Below are 19,010 nucleotides of genomic sequence, written 5' to 3'. Positions count from 1 at the left end.
CATTACGGAGGGGGCATTCCCATATGAAACAATTGCTGTCAGATCAGCTCTGAAAGAAGCAGTGATATGCCTAAAAGAAAGCCATAAATCGTGTTCGTTTTGCCGGTTGCAGCCATTGCAGGCATCATCTCAATCGGTTCGGTTTTGCCGCGGAAATCCCTGATGACTTCACGTGCTTTTAACGCGCTGAAGAAGGTGATTAGTGACCAAAAAGGCAAAACACCGAGAACGATTAATATGGCAGTAATTACATACGCAAAAAGCATTAAAATTGCCAGTAATGTAATTGAGCTTTCTCTGCCTATCAAAACAGCGATTGTTTTCCTGCCTCCCAACGCATCTCCATCACGGTCGCGAATATTATTGGATAGATTGATACTGCCGATGAATATCGTAACTGGAATGGAAATCCAGATCATTTCGGCAGTAACTGTACCTGTTTGGATAAAGTAAGTAATGCCGATAATTACCGTCCCCATTAAAACCCCTGAAAATAATTCTCCAAATGGGGTATAGGATATTGGAAGAGGCCCTCCTGTATATAAATAGCCGAAAGCCATACAAACTAAACCAATAACTGCAATCCACCAGCTGGAAGCCATACAGATGTAGACACCCAGAAGTATTGATATACCGTAGAAGGTAAAGGCAAGATTACGGATTTTTTTCGGGGCAATTCCATCACGAACAATGGAACCACCAATTCCAACTGACTGGTCTGTATCCAATCCGCGTACAAAATCATAATATTCATTGAACATATTGGTCGCAGCCTGTATAAGCAGCGAGGCAACTAACATGGCAAAAAAGAGCAGCCAATTAATTGTATCTTCATTAAAAGCGATCATTGTCCCGACAAAAACGGGTACAAAGGAGGCTGTAAGTGTATGTGGACGGATGAGACGCCACCAAACGTGAAATCCGCCACGTTCATTTAATGCCTGTTTAATATTATTACCTGTAGACTGCATGTGTCTGTTCCCCCTGATTTTCTTTTGAAAAGTAGATAGCTTAACGATTCGGGCATTTGCAGATGGAGCAATTCAAATTTTTTCCCAGCTTTTCCTTAAAAACGTGGGCATTCGCCCAATTGCATATGCATTGCCAATGTGACTAATAGAACATATTAATTTTAGGCAAATAAAAACATGCTGTCAATCGATTCAGAGCAGCAAGATTGCTGATTTTCACTGAAAAAGAAAGCTTTTCTTGAGAAACTGGCTAAAAGAGCATAAAATAAGATAGGATGTTTCTGACTCCAAGACATGATGGAGGTTTATTTAGATGATTGAAACGAAGGACAAACAAGTTTCAGCACTTCTATCCGAAGCGATTCAACTAGTGAAGGCAGAGGATGAATGCAAGCTTGTCAGCATAACAAAAAAAATACAAAAGACGGATCCACTTCACTTTTTTGATGCAGCGAAGCATATTGGAGGGAACCGTGCGTTTTGGACAAGCTCTACCCAACAGCTTTGGCTGGCTGGGGCTGGTGAGGCACATCAAATGACTGCAGATCATTTACGATTTGAAGCAACGGAGAAACAATGGAATTCTTTGCTGTGTGAAGCATTCGTTCATAATCCATATGAGGTTCCAGGGACTGGGCTAGTTGCCCTGGGAGGTATGTCGTTTGATCCGGAAAAGGGGACAACCAATTTATGGAATAAATTCAAACCAAGTCATTTCACCATACCTGCATTTTTATTGACTAAATATAACGAAGGCTACTATTTGACTATAAATATATATGTGAAAAAGAATGACCATGCCAATCAGCTGGCAGATGAATTGATGCAGACGGAAGAAAAACTTCTTGCCAGCAGGGAACGATCCATGGACCAACTTATCGTCACTGGGGAGAAGGAGATTGACCCGGGGAAATGGAAAGGCAGTGTCCGCAAAGCAACAGAGGAAATTGCCAGGGGAGAAATGGAAAAAATTGTACTCGCTCGGGAAATCCGATTGCAATTTAACAAGAAGGCAGATATTACAACCGTATTATCCAACCTGTTAAAAACGCAGCAGAACAGCTATATTTTCGCATATGAAATTGAGGATGACTGTTTTGTTGGAGCAACTCCTGAAAGATTGGTAAAACTGGAGGGGAAGGCACTTTTATCGACATGTCTGGCAGGTACTGCTCCTCGTGGTGATTCAGTGGAACATGATCTGGAACTGAGTAAGGAACTGATGAATGACAAGAAAAATCGTCAGGAACATGATTTTGTTGTGAAAATGATCAAGCGTGCAATCGAGGACTGCTGTACGGAAGTAACTATTCCGGATGAACCGGTAATTTATCCTTTGAAAAATTTACAGCACTTATACACACCGGTAACAGGTCATTTGAAAGATGGCTACAGTTTGTTTGATATTATTAAGCAATTGCATCCCACTCCAGCACTCGGTGGTACCCCTCGCAAGGAATCACTCGCATTCATAAGAAAACACGAATTGCTGGACCGTGGCTGGTATGGTGCTCCAATTGGATGGATGGACAGCAATCAGAACGGAGAATTTGCAGTAGCAATCCGCTCTGCGCTTGTTCAGGGGGATGAGGCTTCTCTATTTGCCGGATGTGGAGTTGTTAAAGATTCTGATCCGGAAAGCGAATATGAAGAGACAAAAATCAAGCTACTCCCTATGCTATCTGTTTTAGGAGGCAAACAATAAATGAATCACACAGAAAAACTGACAAGATATACGGCAAATTTTGTAGATGAACTAACCAAAAGCGGACTGACCGATGTTGTTATATCCCCTGGTTCACGTTCCACACCGCTTGCATTAACTTTTACAGAACACACTGCAGTAAAAGAGTGGATTATTATCGATGAACGTTCTGCAGCTTTTTTTGCATTGGGTATTGCAAAAGAAACAAACCGGTCCGTTGCACTTGTCTGTACTTCCGGAACTGCGGCAGCAAATTACTTTCCTGCTATTGTTGAAGCACATTACAGCAGGGTTCCATTAATCGTTCTCACTGCAGATCGCCCACATGAATTACGCGACATTGGTGCTCCACAAGCAATCGAACAGTTGAAACTATACGGCGATTATCCAAAATGGTTTCATGAAATGGCGTTGCCAGAAGGCACTCCGGAAATGCTGGCCTATGCACGCAATAAAGCGGCACGTGCTGTATATATGGCACTGGAAGGAAATCCTGGTCCGGTTCATTTGAATTTTCCATTCCGTGAGCCACTAAATCCGGATTTTTCCTTGCATAATCTGTGGGCTTTTCCTGCTGCGGAACAACTTACAAAGTCTGTCAACCCAATCCTTGATGGTAAAAAATGTTTAGCCGAACAGCAGATAAGGCAGCTTTTGGAGAAACTTGGCAGTGGACAAAGAGGGGTCATTGTCTGTGGGCCGCAAACAGATCCGGACTTTCCTGCTGCGGTAACAGATCTGGCCAACAAATGGGGGCTTCCGGTTTTGGCTGATCCATTATCCCAGGTACGGACCGGCAGGCATCATAAAGACCAGGTAATCGAGGGATATGATGCCTTTTTGAGGAATGAATCCATCAGAAAGCAAATGAAACCAGATTATATTATCCGTTTCGGTGCAATGCCAGTTTCAAAGGCATATCTTTTTTATGTAAAAGAACACGCGGATTCCAGACAGTATATCGTGGAAAATCACACGGGATATCGCGAGCCTACGGGCAATGTAACGGAGTTCATTTTCGCTGATCCTGTCATGCTCTGTAAAGATTTGACGGCTGCAGAAACTCCTTGCGACGTTGATACAGGCTGGCTGGGAATGTGGCAGGAGATGAATCGCATTTCCAAAAAGCATCTTTTAAATGGTATGGAGGATGCAATTACAGAAGGTGAAGTTGTCAGAGGACTATGCGAAGTCATCCCTGAAGACAGCACATTATATGTCGGAAACAGTATGGCTATCCGGGATGTGGATACGTTTTTGATGACGACGAAAAAATTTATTCCCATCCTTGCCAACCGGGGAGCAAACGGAATTGATGGCATCGTATCCAGTGGAATGGGAGCGGCAACCACAGGCAAGCCAGTAACGTTATTGCTTGGTGATTTATCATTTTTCCATGATATGAATGGGTTGCTGGCTGCAAAGCATTATAAGCTGAACATTACAATTATACTGGTGAACAATAATGGTGGAGGGATATTTTCTTTCCTGCCCCAATCTAATGATAAGAAGCATTTTGAAGCACTCTTCGGCACGCCTGCAGACCTTGAATTTGAAAAAGCGATCACCATGTACGGTGGAGAATACGCTCTTGCAGCGACCGAGCCACAACTAAAAGAACTGCTTGATAGGAGTTATCAGCATGAAGGCCTATCTGTAATAGAAGTTAAAACAGATCGAACAGAAAATGTGGAATGGCATCGCGCAAAGTGGCATGCAATTGAAAAGGAAATTTTACAGGACAGGGACTGATCATTTTGTATTTTTCCAAAGGAGATGCAACCTATTGGTATGAAATCCATGGTAAAGGCATTCCCGTAGTCATGCTGCATGGTTTTACAGGAAGTACAGCCACATGGCGGCCTTTTGTGGAAGAGTGGGTTAAAATTGGCTATCAAGTCATCACGATTGATCTTCCTGGTCATGGGAAAACAGATACGGGATCACCAAGGTCTATGGAAAATTGCTGTGCAGACCTTTATGCACTCTTTCAATCATTGGAACTGGAACCGTTTCACCTGCTCGGCTATTCGATGGGCGGGCGCACAGCACTTTCTTATGCCATGTTTTATCCGGAAACGGTGCGCTCGCTGATGTTGGAAAGCACTTCACCCGGTTTGGCCGGAGAAGAAGAACGGAAAGTGAGAAAGGAAAATGACGAAATGCTTGCCCGGAAAATCGTACGTGAGGGTGTCAGCTCCTTTGTAGATATCTGGCAGGATCTTCCGCTTTTTTCTTCTCAAAAGAGCCTGTCTGAAGAGAAACAGGAAATGATTCGCTCTGAACGGCTTTCCCAATCTGCAGAAGGTTTAGCCGAATCGTTGCTTAGTATGGGTACAGGGAGTCAGCCATCATGGTGGGATCAGCTGGGGAATTTGGAAAAACCAGTATTATTGATTGTCGGGGAGCTTGATCAAAAGTTTGTTGAGATTAACAAAAAGATGCAAAAACAGCTCAAATCAGGTAATATGATTGTATGTGAGCATGCAGGACATGCAGTTCACGTGGAAAAACCCGAATCTTTTGATAGAATAGTTACAGAGTTCATGGAGATCCATAACTGATTATGGAGACTGACTACATATTGACAATAATGGAGGGGAATTATATTGGCTGTAGAATGGAAAAAAGCTAAAAACTACGAAGAAATTATTTATGAAAAATATGATGGTGTCGCAAAAGTAACCATCAACCGTCCGGAAAAACGTAATGCATTTACACCGCTTACAGTAAAGGAACTGATTGATGCTTTCTCGGATGCACGGGATGACTCTTCAATCGGGGTAATCGTTCTTGCTGGTGAAGGAGATAAAGCATTCTGTTCGGGTGGAGACCAGTCCGTACGTGGACATGGTGGCTATGTTGGAACAGATAGTATCCCCCGCTTGAACGTATTGGATTTGCAAACGTTAATCCGCAAGATACCAAAGCCGGTTATCGCTATGGTTTCCGGATATGCAATCGGTGGCGGACACGTATTGCATGTAGTCTGTGACTTAACGATCGCGGCAGACAATGCCATTTTCGGACAGACCGGACCTAAAGTAGGCAGCTTTGATGCCGGTTATGGAGCAGGTTACCTTGCACGTATTGTCGGTCATAAACGTGCACGTGAAATCTGGTACCTGTGCCGTCAGTACAATGCGGAGGAAGCCTATGAAATGGGCTTGGTCAATAAAGTAGTACCACTGGATCAGCTTGAAGACGAAACCTTGCAATGGTGTGATGAGATCTTAGAGAAGTCACCGACAGCACTCCGCTTCCTGAAAGCATCCTTCAATGCTGATACAGATGGTCTTGCAGGTCTGCAGCAACTGGGTGGAGACGCTACATTGCTTTATTACACTTCAGATGAGGCAAAAGAAGGCCGCGACGCCTTCAAAGAGAAAAGAAAACCGAACTTCAAACAGTTTCCGCGTTTTCCGTGATCTCCAAGATTGTTCAAGATACGAAAAACCTTTGCTTAAACTTGGCAAAGGTTTTTCGTTTAGCAAGTAAGAAAGTATGAACTTTCTTATTTGCATAAGTGCAACTAAGGCATTCGCCGAAAAGGCTTGGCGCATGCCAAGTTTTCTAATTAGGTCAGCATAGAATGAAATGTGAGATAATAAACGTCAACCCCGACAATTATCCATTAAAGAGAAAGGAAATCATCATGGCAGAAATTATTCCACATTGGTTAACGAAACAGGCAGATTTGGCTCCAGAAGCAATTGCTATTGAGCTCGATGACGGATCGGAAATCTCATTTAAGGAATTAAAAGAAAGAAGTCAGCGTTTTGCCAAAAAGCTTGCACGGCTGGAAGTCAGGGAAGGCAGTCATATTGGGATTCTGTCGACGAACGACATTCGAATGATTGTGGCCATTCATGCGTTGAGTTATCTTGGTGCAGTGGGTGTGCTTTTAAACACACGTCTTACCGATGAAGAGATTAATTACCAGGTAAGGGACGCAGAAGTATCCATCCTATTGACAGCGGACGGGCTGAAGCGAGACACCACTGCGATCGAAGTGAACGAAATTCAATCTTTCTCCGAAGTTGAAACACTGACAGAAAAGGACCTCCCCTTAAAATCAGAGCTTCACTTAGATGATACCTTTACGATAATCTATACGTCAGGTACCACAGGCTTTCCAAAAGGTGTCATCCATACATATGGCAATCATTGGTGGAGTGCAATTGGTTCAGCATTGAATCTCGGACTGAATAAGGAAGATAAATGGCTGATTCCATTGCCGATTTTTCATGTGAGTGGCTTATCGACAACGATAAAAAGTGTTATTTATGGAATGCCGCTATATCTTCTGGAAAAATTTGATGTTGAAGACGTCCATCAGGCAATTATGGAAAAAGGCGTAACGATTATATCTGTTGTTACTTTAATGGTCCAGCGTCTGATCGACCAACTCGGAGAAGACAGGTACCCAGACACATTGCGTTGCATGCTGCTTGGCGGAGGACCAGCTCCAAAGCCTATGCTGGAACTGGCGAAGGTTAAAAATATCCCTGTTTTTCAATCGTATGGCATGACAGAAACAGCTTCACAAATAGTCACCCTAAGTCCTAAGGATGCTCTTGAAAAACTCGGTTCGGCCGGAAAACCGCTATTCCCTGCCCAGCTGAGAATTTCAGGAAAAGCTAGTGGTCATGTAGGCGAAATACAAGTTAAGGGTCCAATGGTAACGAGAGGTTATTTCAAAAATAATGAAGCGAATGAGAAAGCAATGGATAACGGATGGCTTTCGACAGGAGATTTGGGCTACCTTGATGAGGAAGGATACTTATATGTGGTCGATCGCCGTAATGATTTGATTATTTCCGGCGGGGAGAACATATACCCATCGGAAATTGAAAGTGTCTTGAGCGGTATGGAGCAAATTCGTGAAGTTGGTGTGGCAGGCAAGCCGCATGACATTTGGGGGCAGGTACCTGTTGCTTTTGTTGTGAAAAGACAGGAAGTCTCACGCGAGGAAATTATCAGCTATGCAGCTGAACGCCTGGCAAAATATAAACTACCGAAAGAGATTCACTTTGTGAAGGAGCTTCCGCGTAACGCTTCAAATAAATTGATGCGCAATAAACTAATCACCTAATTTCATGGTTTCGAAAAGGCTCCCTTAAGGTATATATAGGTATAATCTTGAAGGGAGCTTGTATATATGAACAATTTTATGGACCAGTACTTCTCAGTCAGTTTTATGCAAGGACTGCAAAATTTCGTTATTGCCCTGCTAGTTTTATTAGTAGGCTGGCTGATCGCCAAAGCAATAGGCAGTGCAGTGGAGAAGGCATTGAAAAAAACGGATTGGGACGACAAATTAATCAACAGATTCCGTACAAGTGATAAACCGGTAAATTCAGCCAGAATCATCGGAAAAGTGGTTTATTACATACTTCTTTTAGTTGTATTCATCCTGTTCTTTAATGTACTCAACCTGAATATGATTGCAAATCCACTATCTGATCTTATTTCAACGTTCTTAAGATTCATTCCGGCAGTTTTAGGAGCAGCACTAATTCTTCTGTTGGCATGGATTGTAGCGAGCATTGCCCAATGGTTGATTGTTGAAGGAAGCAGAAAAATTAATCTGCAAAATTTATTCTTCAAGATGAAAGTTGCAAAAACCGAAGAAGAAATACAAAGGTATACACATACATTAGGTAGGATAGTTTTTTATTTGATTCTATTATTGTTTATCCCGGGAGTTCTCGATGCACTGAATATCAAAGGGGTAGCAGAACCGTTCAGTGGCTTACTGGCAACTATTCTTGGATTTATTCCGAAACTGATTGCTGCTGCCATTATTTTTGCAGTAGGTTGGTTTGTAGCTAAAATTGTAAAAAATATCGTAACAAATCTTCTCCAGGCAGCTGGCTCCGAAAAATTGATCGCTCGTTTAAAGCTTTCCAAATTATTTGAAGGAACAAGCTTTGCTGCATTTGTCGGTAATATAGTCTTCATTTTGATTTTGATTCCCATCACGATTGCAGCGCTTGAGCAGCTGGAACTAAGAGGAATTACAGATCCTGCCATCGACATGCTAAACACCGTAATGAACATGATTCCAAACATTCTTGTTGCAATCGCACTTGTACTGATAGGTGTATGGCTAGGTAAACTGATTGGTGGGTTCATTGAAGATTATCTGCAGAGGCTAGGGTTTGACCGTCTTTCGGCCAAATTCAATGTCAGCAGTACACAGGCTGCAGCCAACAGGATGACACCTTCTGCCATCGCTGGCTATATCGTCCAGATTCTGATTGTCTTTTTCCTGACTGTACAGGCACTGAATCTTGTGCAACTGGACTTCCTTGTAGGAATCGCAACTGCAATCACAGCTTATATTCCACATGTACTGGCTGCCGTACTGATTCTTGGAGCAGCAATACTGCTGGGGAACATTGTCCAAAAGCTATTGAAAAATATTCTTGATGGTCCTGCCTCAAATGCACTTGCAGGCTTTGCGAAATATGCAATCCTTGTGATCGCGGCATTTATGGCTTTAACCCAGCTTGGAATTGCACCATCAATTGTTAATGCTGCATTTATCCTGATTCTTGGAGGCCTTGCCCTTGCATTCGGTCTTGCGTTCGGGCTTGGAGGAAAAGATTTCGCCAGCAAATACTTGCGAAAGTTTGACAATACAATTGATGAAACATCATTTAAACAACAAGAAGCAAAAAATACGGATTTATCCGATTTAATGGAAGATAGTGAGGTAAATCCAACGAAACATACGGAGCAATCCATTGATGATATTGATCCATTAAATAACATTGACGACACGGACCCATTACAGGACAATGATCCGGAGAAACCGTAAATAAAGTATCTTGAGAGCATCTGCCAAAACGAAGGCAGATGCTCTTTTTGGTTATTTTCCTGTAAATAAGCCAAATTAAAGGGAGGAGGTGCTTAGATTGGAAAAGGAAAAGTATTACGTAAATATCGGTACCGGGGAGATTTCTCAGATGGAATATCAAAATAATGATGAGTTTGTCATCTATGCAAGTATGGAAGATATAGCATTACTGAGATCAAAAATGGAAAATATGCATGGTGCAAGTTTTGACTCCTTTATTCGTGCCCATATCCCAATCGTTCCATACCATAATGATACAGCCAATGACGAGTATGACGATAACCTGACAGAAGCATATAGGATGGTGTATGAGCTTGGAGATAATCAAACAAAAGCTCATATAAAATCAATGGGAATTTTGTCGGACAATCATATGTAGAAAAATTATAGAATATAATTGGAAAAAAGTGTTTGATAGTTGTTTAACCTCTTGGGATTTAAGGAATAGAAAACATACAGAACACTTTAAATTAACAACCGGGGGGTTTAACATGACTAAGCAAGCCAAAAAAGGCTTAAAATGGATAATTACAAGTGGAATCGTCGCTATGTTTGTTCTTATAGGCACTGTGATAGATAGAGAACTGGTGCTTGCAAAAGATCACCAGCAAATTGAACTTTCAACTATAAAGGAAAATAAAGAAGTAATTGCAGATAATGCAGAATTACAGCACGACGATGTGATTCATTTAACGAGCACGTTCATGGATATTCTTGTACAGGATGTTGACGAAAAATATAAAGTCAAAAGCTTTGATACGAAAGAAGAACTTCTTGATGAATTTGAAAAGGTCACTGCAAGGACAACTGCACAGGAATATGTTGACTTCTATTATATGGAAGAAGCAGATGGAATGTATATTTTGCCAACTGAAACTCCACCATGGTTTCTAGAAGAAAATGATTATGATATGATAAAAGTGGACGATTCTACAGTAAAAGTCGTACAGGAAAATTATACGGATCTTTACGGCGATTATGTTTTGGAGTTGGAATTCACATTTGATGGTGATTGGAAAATAACAGAAATCCTGTATAATTAATTTCCAATCAGTAAAAAGGCAGTTGAACTATTTGATAACATTCAGGGACTACTACAACAATGAGGTAAAGCTTTCTTTTCAAGACCATCCCTTTTCCCAGAATCCGAAGAATGTCTGGGTAATATGCAGGCACAAAGGGCAGTGGCTATTAACCAAACATAAAGAACGAGGATTGGAATTTCCGGGAGGGAAAGTAGAAGAGGGAGAAACAGCAAAAGAAGCTGCCATCAGAGAAGTTATGGAAGAAACGGGCGGAATCATTCAGGAAATCCGCTATATTGGACAGTATATGGTTGATGGAAGAAACGATACGGTGATAAAAAACGTTTACTATGCAAAAGTAGAAACTCTTCTGGAGCAGGAAACCTATTATGAAACAGACGGACCAATACTGCTCAAATATATACCAGGAAAGGTTAAATTAATTAAAAAATACAGTTTCATTATGAAAGATGACGTATTGGAAAATTGCTTGCGATATATTAAAAAAAATAATCTTTTATGAAAAAGATCAATACCTTCGGGGATTGGTCTTTTTCTGCTTAGGAAATAACAGAGCGGCCGGCCGATAAACTCAACGAATTACAGGAAAACAGAAACATACAGCTATTAAAATCAAGCTATATGTTTCTGTTTTTAATCAGCCATCGCTCCAGTTTCTCTACCAGCTTATACATTATTGCTGCCAGAATCGCAATGATGACCAGGCTTGCCATTACGAGTGTGAAGTCGAACACTTGAAAACCGTAGATAATGAGATAGCCAAGTCCTTGCTTTGACACAAGATATTCACCAACGATGACACCGACCCACGATAAGCCAACATTCACCTTCAACGTAGAGATCATGGCCGGCATGGCAGCAGGGAAGATGGCTTCACGGAAGCATTGCCACCGGGTCGCACCGAAACTGCGCAGCACTTTTTCATAGTTTGGATCTACTTCATTAAATGCACTGAATACAACTAATGTCGTTACAATTACCGAAATGATGAAACCCATGGCGATAATGGACAGATATCCTGGGCCGAGGGCGACAATGAGAATCGGTCCGAGCGCTACTTTAGGCATGGCGTTAAAAACAACAAGGTATGGGTCCATGACTTTGGCAAAGCGTGCGGAAGACCAGAGTGCTGTTGCAATGATAACGCCGCCGATTGTACCAATGATAAAGCCGATAATGGTTTCAAAGAGCGTGATCTGCAGGTGGGTAATCAATGAGCCATTACCGATTCTGACTGCAAGTAAATGGATGACCTTACTCGGAGAACTGAACAATAGCGGATCGATCCAATACAGTCGGCTTGCGGCTTCCCAAATGGTGAAAAAGGCGATTAGAATAGTCAGCTGCCAGGTGAGGACAATTTTCCTCTCTCTTTTTAACCCCCGCTGGTAGCTTTCAAATAATTGGCGGTCATTCATTTGGAAGTTCCACCACCTTTTTCCCTGCTTCTTTAGCTTCCAGTTCATCCCAGATTTTATCGAATAGAATCTGATATTTCGGATGACGCCTTGAGAGGAAAGGGATTTCATTCCGCAGTTCAAGTGGAACATTATATGTTTTGGCAATGGTGCCTGGGTTCGAATCCATCATAAAAATACGATCGCTCATTGCAATTGCTTCACCAATATCATGAGTTACCAAAATTGCTGTTTTATGATATGTCTTGAGTAAATCAGATACAAGGTCCTCCAGTTTAAGCTTCGTTTGATAATCAAGTGCGGAAAAAGGCTCATCAAGCAATAATATTTTAGGATCATTTATCAATGTCCTGACTAGAGCAGCCCGCTGGCGCATTCCACCGGAGAGTTCATTTGGATATTTTTCCGAAACATCCTTTAAGCCTACTTCCTCAAGCAGTTTAACTGCTCTTTCCTTTAATTCGTCTGAAGTAGTTTGATTGATTTTAGGGCCAAGCAATACATTATCGATGATGGTTTTCCAAGGGAAAAGATAATCCTGCTGCAGCATATAGCCGATACCCATTTCAGAGTCACCGATTTCCTTGCCTTGCAGCAAAACCCTTCCTTCCGTATTGGGGATTATCCCTGCCATAATGGAGAGAAGGGTTGACTTACCGCACCCGCTTGGTCCGAGTAATGCAATAAATTCACCTTCTTTAACAGACATGGAAATGTTATTTAAAGCCTTTGTATAACTGTTTTTGGAAAAATAATGATGGGAGACATGGTCCAAATCCAAAAATGACACAAAATCTCCTCCTTTAATCAGATATTACTTTTTCAGCATACTCCGTGTTTACCAAGTCTTCATATGGAGCGTCACCAGGAAGTTCACCAGCTTCATCCATAATGGCTTTCAGGTTCTCCCATTCTTCTTCATCCAAAATCGGATCTGTGGCAAATGACTCCTGGTTTTTATAGCGGTCAATGGATGAAGTCAAAATGTCCAAATCTGTGTCCTCGAAGTATGGCTCAATAACTTCAGCTATTTCCTCGGAACTGTTATCCTGTACCCATTGTTGTGCTTTATAAATTGCACGTGTAAATGCCTCCACCGCCTCATCATTTTCTTCCATAAAACTCTGTTTCGTCATGAAAACAGTGTAAGGAACTTTTCCGGACTCTTCACCGAAAGATGCCACAATATGGCCCTGCCCTTCCTTTTCAAATACACTTGCAGTTGGCTCGAACAGCTGCACATACTCATAGTCACCGGAAGCAAAGGCACCTGGGATATTGGCAAAATCAATGTTCTGTACTAAATCAAGGTCCATGTGAGGGTTAATTCCGTGCTGTTTTAATACATACTCTCCAACCATTTGTGGCATGCCCCCAACACGCTGACCCAAAAAGCTGCTGTCCTTCAGGTTATCCCAAGTAAAATCAGGCTTTGGTTCTTTCGCTACTAAAAATGTCCCGTCTGTCTGGGTTAATTGTGCAAAGTTAATTGCATAATCTCTCGAGTCTTGAGAATAGACGTAAATAGAAGTTTCCGAACCTACCAGCGCAATATCCGCACCGTCTGAAAGGAGGGCAGTCATCGTTGTATCTCCGCCCCAAGTGGTCTGCAGGTCAACTTCCAGACCTTCATCTTCAAAGAAACCTTTTTCAAGTGCTACGTATTGTGGCGCATAAAAAAGGGAACGTGTAACCTCTGCCAAACTGATTTTAGTCGTTTCTGCTGCATTGCAAGCCGAAAGGAAAATGAGGAAAACAACGGACCAAATAGCAATGAATTTAACTTTTCTCATACATTTCGTTCCTTTCAAATTATATGATGATTTATCAACACAGTTTATGCGTCATAAAAAAATGTGTGAATGCCTAGTTTGGGAAGGGAGATGAAAATACAAAGCACAACTGCGGGAAGGAACATCTACTGCCATCATTAACAAAAGTGGTTGTCACCGTGCCAGTCTTAGTTCCAACTTATTATGCGGACAGGTAAGCATATGTGTTTTCCTGCCTGTGAACAGAAAAAAACCGGCCTCCATTAAGAGACCGGTAATCAGCACATGGCTGATTGCAACTTTCACTCATATAAATACAATCCTTTTGGGATGAGGAAACTAATGATTAACCTTTGAATAAAGGTCCTGCTTGCTTGATTTCATCACTTGCCAATGTAAACTTATCGAAGTTATTATGGAATTTAAGTGCAAGTGATTGTGCAGCCTCTTGATATGCTGCCTGATCCTCCCAGGTATTTTTGGGAACCAAAACGTCATCAGGCACCCCTGGTACATGTAACGGTATTTCCAGACCAAATATTTCATCGGTAACTGTTTCGACTGAATTTAGTTCACCCTCCAATGCTGAATGAACCATTGCACGGGTATAGGACAGCTTCATACGGCTTCCAGTCCCGTAAGAGCCACCAGTCCAGCCAGTGTTCACCAAAAATACTTTAGAATCATACATATCGATTTTTTCACCAAGCATTTCTGCATATTTCGAAGGTGCAAGTGGCAGGAATGGTGAGCCGAAGCAGGCTGAGAATGTCGCTTGCGGTTTCGTTACACCTCGCTCCGTACCAGCAAGTTTGCTTGTATATCCGCTAAGGAAATGATACATTGCCTGCTCCTTTGTCAATCTGCTGATCGGCGGCAGTGTTCCGGATGCATCTGCAGTCAGAAAAATGATTGTATTTGGGTGACCTGCCACACTCGGTGAAACGATATTATCAATATTTTCTAGTGGATATGCTGCACGTGTATTTTCCGTCAATGATGTATCGTCAAAGTCAGCAATCCGTGTATCGTCATCAAGCACCACATTTTCAAGAACAGAACCATAACGGATGGCATTAAATATCTGCGGTTCTTTTTCTTCTGACAGGTTAATGCATTTTGCATAGCATCCACCTTCAATATTGAATACTCCGTTTGGACTCCAGCCATGCTCATCATCTCCGATCAGGCGGCGGTATGGATCTGCGGACAAGGTTGTTTTTCCTGTACCGGAAAGACCGAAGAATAATGCTACATCACCTTCTGTACCGACATTGGCTGAACAGTGCATCGATAGAACATTACGCTGTGGAAGCAGATAGTTCATTACAGAGAAAATGGATTTTTTGATTTCGCCCGCATATTCCGTACCACCGATTAATACGACGCGTTTCTTGAAGGAAATTAAAATGAATGTCTCTGAATGGGTGCCGTCTACAGTTGGATCTGCTTTGAAGTCAGGTGCAGATATAACTGTAAATTCAGCTTGATGATTTTGTAATTCTTCCTCTGTTGGTGTAATGAACAATTGCCTGGAAAAAAGATTATGCCATGCGTACTCATTGATTACCTGAATTGGCAAACGGTAATTCTCATCCGAACCGGCAAAACCCTTAAACTGATAAAGCTCCTCTTTTTCATTTAAATAATCAATCACTTTTCGGTACAGATTATCAAACAGTTCTTCCTTTATCGGCCGGTTTATTTTTCCCCAATCAATATAATCCTTGGATACCTCATCTTTTACAATAAATTTATCCTCCGGTGAACGTCCAGTATACGTTCCAGTTGTAGCACGCACTGCACCGGTTGAAGTCAATATACCTTCACCGTGGCTTAAAATCTTTTCGACTAATTTTGCCACTGATAAATTCTGATGAATGTTCTTATGGGAATAAAGCTCTTTTACAATTGACATTTCAACGGTTTTCATATGGAATCTCCTGCCTTTTAAAGGTATTCTTATGATATAATGTAATGACTTTCCACGTATTATTGTCTGAATCTGCTTATTAGTATAACACATTTAAATCATTAGTCCATACTATTAATCTAAGAAAATATTATTTTTATAATATTATTTTTATGTGACAATGTATACAGGTTTAAAATAGTTGACATGCAGGGTTTGTTTCGTTAATCTAAAATTTGAACGGATACTCTCTTATTCAGAGTCGGTGGAGGGACAGACCCGATGAAACCCAGCAACCATCACTGTGGTGAAAAGGTGCTAACCTGATGCAAGGATCATTCCTTGAACAATAAGAGTGAAAGGCCTGGTAGTTCCTTTCCTCATGCTATGAAGGAAAGGTTTTTTTGTTTTTACAGGATATTCATATCGATAGCTCTCTTCCTTGTAGAAACATAATCAACCGATGACCGGGAAAAAATTGTTTACCTTTTGAAGGTACTTTGAATAATATAAATGAGAGCATTGTAAATAGAGTTCCGTAACACATTATAAAGGAGAGTTTAGCCATATGGCTGCAAATCGTCGTTTATTTACATCAGAATCCGTCACTGAAGGGCATCCGGATAAAATGGCAGACCAAATATCCGATGCTGTTTTGGATGAAATCTTGAAGAAAGACCCAAATGCCAGGGTGGCATGTGAAACCACCGTCACGACAGGACTTGTGCTAGTCGCTGGGGAAATTTCCACTTCCACATATGTGGATATTCCTGCAATCGTACGCGAAACGATTAAAGGAATTGGCTATACTCGTGCAAAATACGGTTTTGATTTTGAAACATGTGCAGTACTTACCGCCATTGATGAACAATCGGCAGATATTGCCGGGGGTGTAGATACAGCACTTGAAGCACGCCAGGGTAAAATGAGTGAAGATGAAATTGATGCAATTGGTGCGGGAGACCAGGGATTGATGTTCGGTTTTGCTTGTGATGAGACAGAGGAATTGATGCCATTGCCAATTTCACTGGCACATAAACTGTCCAAAAGACTTGCAGATGTCCGAAAAGAAAACATTCTGGATTATTTACGCCCAGATGGTAAAACACAAGTAACGGTGGAGTACGATGAGAATGATCAGCCTGTACGTATAGACACGATCGTAATCTCTACACAGCATCATCAGGACATTACGACAGAACAAATCGAAAAAGATATGATTGAACACGTAATTCGTGCTGTTGTTCCTGTAGAGCTGCTTGACAATGAAACAAAATATTTCATTAACCCGACAGGACGTTTCGTTATCGGTGGGCCACAAGGTGATGTAGGATTAACCGGTCGTAAAATTATCGTTGATACGTATGGTGGCTATGCGCGTCATGGTGGGGGAGCATTCAGTGGGAAAGATGCAACGAAAGTAGATCGCTCCGCTGCATATGCTGCACGCTATGTTGCCAAAAACATTGTAGCTGCTGACCTTGCAAAGTCATGTGAAGTTCAATTGGCATATGCAATTGGTGTTGCAGAGCCAGTATCAATCGCAATTAACACATTCGGTTCAGGAAAAGTCAGTGAAGAAGTGCTTGTTGACGCAGTACGGAAATTATTCGACCTGCGCCCAGCAGGTATCATCCGTATGCTGGACCTGCGGAAACCAATATTTAATGATACTGCGGCCTATGGACATTTCGGAAGAACAGACATATTGTTCCCATGGGAGAAAACCGATAAAGTGGAAGAATTAGTTGCAATGACAAAAGCATAAATATAAAAAAAGAACTGTACAGCTCTATCTGGGTTGAACAGTTCTTTTTTTAGGCTATCGAACTCGTATTAATACGAAATAGCAACTAAAATGTAAGAAACCGGGATTCCTTCGAAAATGAAGCTTCCGGCTTTTTTATATCATGAAAAAATGGTTTGCATATGTATTGTTTTTCTAATATTCTTAACTTGTAAATTAATTTAAATTCTCTTTAGAAATATGTGATTGATGGTAACTGAAATAATGGGAAGGGAGAAGTGAGCTTACTTGTTTGATTTTGAAAATAATCTGATATGGAACCTTACATTATTATTAGGAATATTCATCCTGTTGATGTTCTTGTTTAATTCGGTTATGCGAAAAATTCTCAATGTGGAACGTAAGAAGATGTTTTCCAATAATTACGTGAATGATAAGCATAAAAAGTATGATATAGGTATACGTTCCATTTCTGCTATTGTAGCTATCATTGCCTTATATTTTTTTACTTATAAATCATCGGTTCCTCACATGGATAGTGCATTGTACATATTTATTATCATGTTAATTTTTACTATCTTGCAGGAACTAATTCGTTCCTATATGGAATGGAAATACTTAAAAGACAACAATGATTATATTTTTACGCTTAGCCAGATGATATTTATTACTGCGGCGATGATTGTATTCGTAACATCAGATTTCTTAGGTCTTTTTAATTGATCTCTGACTATCACTCTGGCCAAAAGTTAGTTTTTGTGGTAGAGACAACGATCAAACTATGGCATAGAGCATAGATAGGAAAAATCTTCCATCCCTCATGCAAACATGTTGAATAACATGAGAAGCAGTGTTAAAGCATCGGATTGAGTAAATAGCGCCCCAGCAAAGCTAAGTTTACCGGGGATTAATTAGTATTTTAAGGACCTTCCACTTCATAAAAAAGATCCTCTGTTTCGTCGGGAGTGTAAACTAAACTGTGTAAGTAAGAGAGCGTACGGCTCTTACTTCGCAGTTTAGTTTTTTTATTGGTAGAATAAAAATATAACGATTGGGAGGTTGTTCTATTGGCTAAAACAAAGCGAGATCAAAAATCAGCTGAATTAGCGAACCAAATTCTAGAAAACTACCAACCAGAGACTGTAGAAGATATGCAGAACGCACTCAAAGATATATTTGGCCCTATGTTTGAATCCATGTTGAAGGGTGAAATGAATCATCATTTAGGCTATGCATCGAACGATAAAGAGGAAAAAGAGACAGAAAACAGACGGAATGGTTATGGAAAGAAAACCCTTAAAACGAGTTCTGGTGAAGTGGATATCAAGGTTCCACGGGATCGCGATGGTTCCTTTAATCCTGAATTGATACCGAAGCGCAAAAAAGATGTCTCAGCGATTGAGAATAAAGTAATCTCTATGTATGCTCGCGGAATGTCGCAGCGAGATATTTCTTCTACAATTGAGGACATATATGGTTTTTCAGTTTCCCATGAAATGGTATCCGATATAACGGATCAGGTTCTTCCTGAGTTGGAAGAATGGCAGACTCGTCCATTAAGTAACTGTTATGCG

General features: G+C 41.1%; 17 protein-coding genes and 1 riboswitch. Of the genes, 12 read left to right on the top strand and 5 right to left on the bottom strand.

The window, feature by feature from the left end; genetic code table 11:
- Positions 1 to 38 precede the first annotated feature (38 nt).
- Positions 39 to 971, bottom strand: coding sequence for a 1,4-dihydroxy-2-naphthoate polyprenyltransferase (locus tag A4245_RS03315; protein WP_067725664.1), 933 nt, complete (start codon positions 969 to 971; stop codon positions 39 to 41).
- A 313-nt stretch (positions 972 to 1,284) separates the two neighbouring features.
- On the opposite strand from A4245_RS03315, the gene A4245_RS03310 reads away from it, so the two are divergent.
- The 9 genes from A4245_RS03310 to ytkD all read left to right on the top strand — a co-directional run bounded on the left by A4245_RS03310 (position 1,285) and on the right by ytkD (position 11,089).
- Entirely contained in the window at positions 1,285 to 2,676 is a 1,392-nt protein-coding gene (locus A4245_RS03310; RefSeq protein ID WP_067725662.1) for an isochorismate synthase, read from the top strand.
- The gene (menD, locus tag A4245_RS03305) at positions 2,677 to 4,428 is read left to right on the top strand and encodes a 2-succinyl-5-enolpyruvyl-6-hydroxy-3-cyclohexene-1-carboxylic-acid synthase (RefSeq protein WP_067725659.1); all 1,752 of its coding nucleotides are present in this window, start codon (positions 2,677 to 2,679) and stop codon (positions 4,426 to 4,428) included.
- A gap of 5 nt (positions 4,429 to 4,433) precedes the next feature.
- On the top strand, positions 4,434 to 5,240 hold the full coding sequence (gene menH, locus A4245_RS03300; protein ID WP_067725658.1) for a 2-succinyl-6-hydroxy-2,4-cyclohexadiene-1-carboxylate synthase: 807 nt from the start codon (positions 4,434 to 4,436) through the stop codon (positions 5,238 to 5,240).
- Between the two features lie 45 nt (positions 5,241 to 5,285).
- Positions 5,286 to 6,104 carry a 1,4-dihydroxy-2-naphthoyl-CoA synthase gene (gene menB / locus A4245_RS03295; protein ID WP_067725656.1) on the top strand — a complete coding sequence of 273 codons (819 nt, stop codon included), beginning with the start codon at positions 5,286 to 5,288 and terminating at the stop codon, positions 6,102 to 6,104.
- A gap of 227 nt (positions 6,105 to 6,331) precedes the next feature.
- Positions 6,332 to 7,771 (top strand): o-succinylbenzoate--CoA ligase, encoded by a 1,440-nt coding sequence (locus A4245_RS03290; protein ID WP_067725654.1) that lies wholly within the window; start codon positions 6,332 to 6,334, stop codon positions 7,769 to 7,771.
- Between the two features lie 66 nt (positions 7,772 to 7,837).
- Positions 7,838 to 9,502 (top strand): mechanosensitive ion channel, encoded by a 1,665-nt coding sequence (locus A4245_RS03285; protein ID WP_067725652.1) that lies wholly within the window; start codon positions 7,838 to 7,840, stop codon positions 9,500 to 9,502.
- 97 nt (positions 9,503 to 9,599) lie between these two features.
- Positions 9,600 to 9,920: a hydrolase gene (locus tag A4245_RS03280; RefSeq protein ID WP_067725651.1), complete on the top strand. Its 321-nt coding sequence runs from the start codon at positions 9,600 to 9,602 to the stop codon at positions 9,918 to 9,920.
- Positions 9,921 to 10,032: 112 nt separating this feature from the next.
- Entirely contained in the window at positions 10,033 to 10,584 is a 552-nt protein-coding gene (locus A4245_RS03275) for a hypothetical protein (RefSeq protein ID WP_067725649.1), read from the top strand.
- 31 nt (positions 10,585 to 10,615) lie between these two features.
- Positions 10,616 to 11,089 (top strand): RNA deprotection pyrophosphohydrolase, encoded by a 474-nt coding sequence (gene ytkD, locus A4245_RS03270; protein ID WP_067725647.1) that lies wholly within the window; start codon positions 10,616 to 10,618, stop codon positions 11,087 to 11,089.
- Between the two features lie 115 nt (positions 11,090 to 11,204).
- Here ytkD and A4245_RS03265 read toward each other — a convergent pair whose 3' ends face one another.
- The 4 genes from A4245_RS03265 to pckA form a co-directional block, all read right to left on the bottom strand.
- A complete protein-coding gene (locus tag A4245_RS03265) occupies positions 11,205 to 12,005 on the bottom strand; it encodes an ABC transporter permease (RefSeq protein ID WP_067725645.1) in 801 nt (266 codons plus the stop codon).
- On the bottom strand, positions 11,998 to 12,795 hold the full coding sequence (locus tag A4245_RS03260) for an ABC transporter ATP-binding protein (RefSeq protein ID WP_067725643.1): 798 nt from the start codon (positions 12,793 to 12,795) through the stop codon (positions 11,998 to 12,000). Before A4245_RS03260 ends, A4245_RS03265 begins: the two co-directional genes overlap by 8 nt.
- Positions 12,796 to 12,808: 13 nt before the next feature.
- Positions 12,809 to 13,798 carry an ABC transporter substrate-binding protein gene (locus A4245_RS03255; protein WP_067725641.1) on the bottom strand — a complete coding sequence of 330 codons (990 nt, stop codon included), beginning with the start codon at positions 13,796 to 13,798 and terminating at the stop codon, positions 12,809 to 12,811.
- A gap of 325 nt (positions 13,799 to 14,123) precedes the next feature.
- Positions 14,124 to 15,710: a phosphoenolpyruvate carboxykinase (ATP) gene (gene pckA / locus A4245_RS03250; RefSeq protein WP_067725639.1), complete on the bottom strand. Its 1,587-nt coding sequence runs from the start codon at positions 15,708 to 15,710 to the stop codon at positions 14,124 to 14,126.
- A gap of 228 nt (positions 15,711 to 15,938) precedes the next feature.
- A riboswitch (SAM riboswitch) is annotated at positions 15,939 to 16,045 on the top strand.
- Between the two features lie 212 nt (positions 16,046 to 16,257).
- On the opposite strand from pckA, the gene metK reads away from it, so the two are divergent.
- The 3 genes from metK to A4245_RS03235 all read left to right on the top strand — a co-directional run.
- Positions 16,258 to 17,457: a methionine adenosyltransferase gene (gene metK / locus A4245_RS03245; protein ID WP_067725632.1), complete on the top strand. Its 1,200-nt coding sequence runs from the start codon at positions 16,258 to 16,260 to the stop codon at positions 17,455 to 17,457.
- Positions 17,458 to 17,724: 267 nt separating this feature from the next.
- Positions 17,725 to 18,159, top strand: coding sequence for a DUF4181 domain-containing protein (locus tag A4245_RS03240; protein ID WP_067725631.1), 435 nt, complete (start codon positions 17,725 to 17,727; stop codon positions 18,157 to 18,159).
- A gap of 344 nt (positions 18,160 to 18,503) precedes the next feature.
- On the top strand, positions 18,504 to 19,010 hold a 507-nt coding region (locus A4245_RS03235; protein WP_199860643.1), incomplete at its 3' end, for a transposase.

The sequence above is a fragment of the Oceanobacillus damuensis genome, from assembly GCF_001618145.1.
Classification (GTDB): Bacteria; Bacillota; Bacilli; order Bacillales; family Amphibacillaceae; genus Oceanobacillus; species Oceanobacillus damuensis.
This window is presented reverse-complemented; position numbering and strand designations above follow the sequence as displayed.

Coding starts and splice junctions, on each gene's coding strand:
- A4245_RS03275 (WP_067725649.1), top strand. CDS start 10,033: ATGACTAAGCAAGCCAAAAAAGGCTTAAAATGGATAATTACAAGTGGA.
- A4245_RS03310 (WP_067725662.1), top strand. CDS start 1,285: ATGATTGAAACGAAGGACAAACAAGTTTCAGCACTTCTATCCGAAGCG.
- A4245_RS03315 (WP_067725664.1), bottom strand. CDS start 971: ATGCAGTCTACAGGTAATAATATTAAACAGGCATTAAATGAACGTGGC.
- A4245_RS03285 (WP_067725652.1), top strand. CDS start 7,838: ATGAACAATTTTATGGACCAGTACTTCTCAGTCAGTTTTATGCAAGGA.
- metK (WP_067725632.1), top strand. CDS start 16,258: ATGGCTGCAAATCGTCGTTTATTTACATCAGAATCCGTCACTGAAGGG.
- A4245_RS03290 (WP_067725654.1), top strand. CDS start 6,332: ATGGCAGAAATTATTCCACATTGGTTAACGAAACAGGCAGATTTGGCT.
- menD (WP_067725659.1), top strand. CDS start 2,677: ATGAATCACACAGAAAAACTGACAAGATATACGGCAAATTTTGTAGAT.
- A4245_RS03265 (WP_067725645.1), bottom strand. CDS start 12,005: ATGAATGACCGCCAATTATTTGAAAGCTACCAGCGGGGGTTAAAAAGA.
- A4245_RS03255 (WP_067725641.1), bottom strand. CDS start 13,798: ATGAGAAAAGTTAAATTCATTGCTATTTGGTCCGTTGTTTTCCTCATT.
- pckA (WP_067725639.1), bottom strand. CDS start 15,710: ATGAAAACCGTTGAAATGTCAATTGTAAAAGAGCTTTATTCCCATAAG.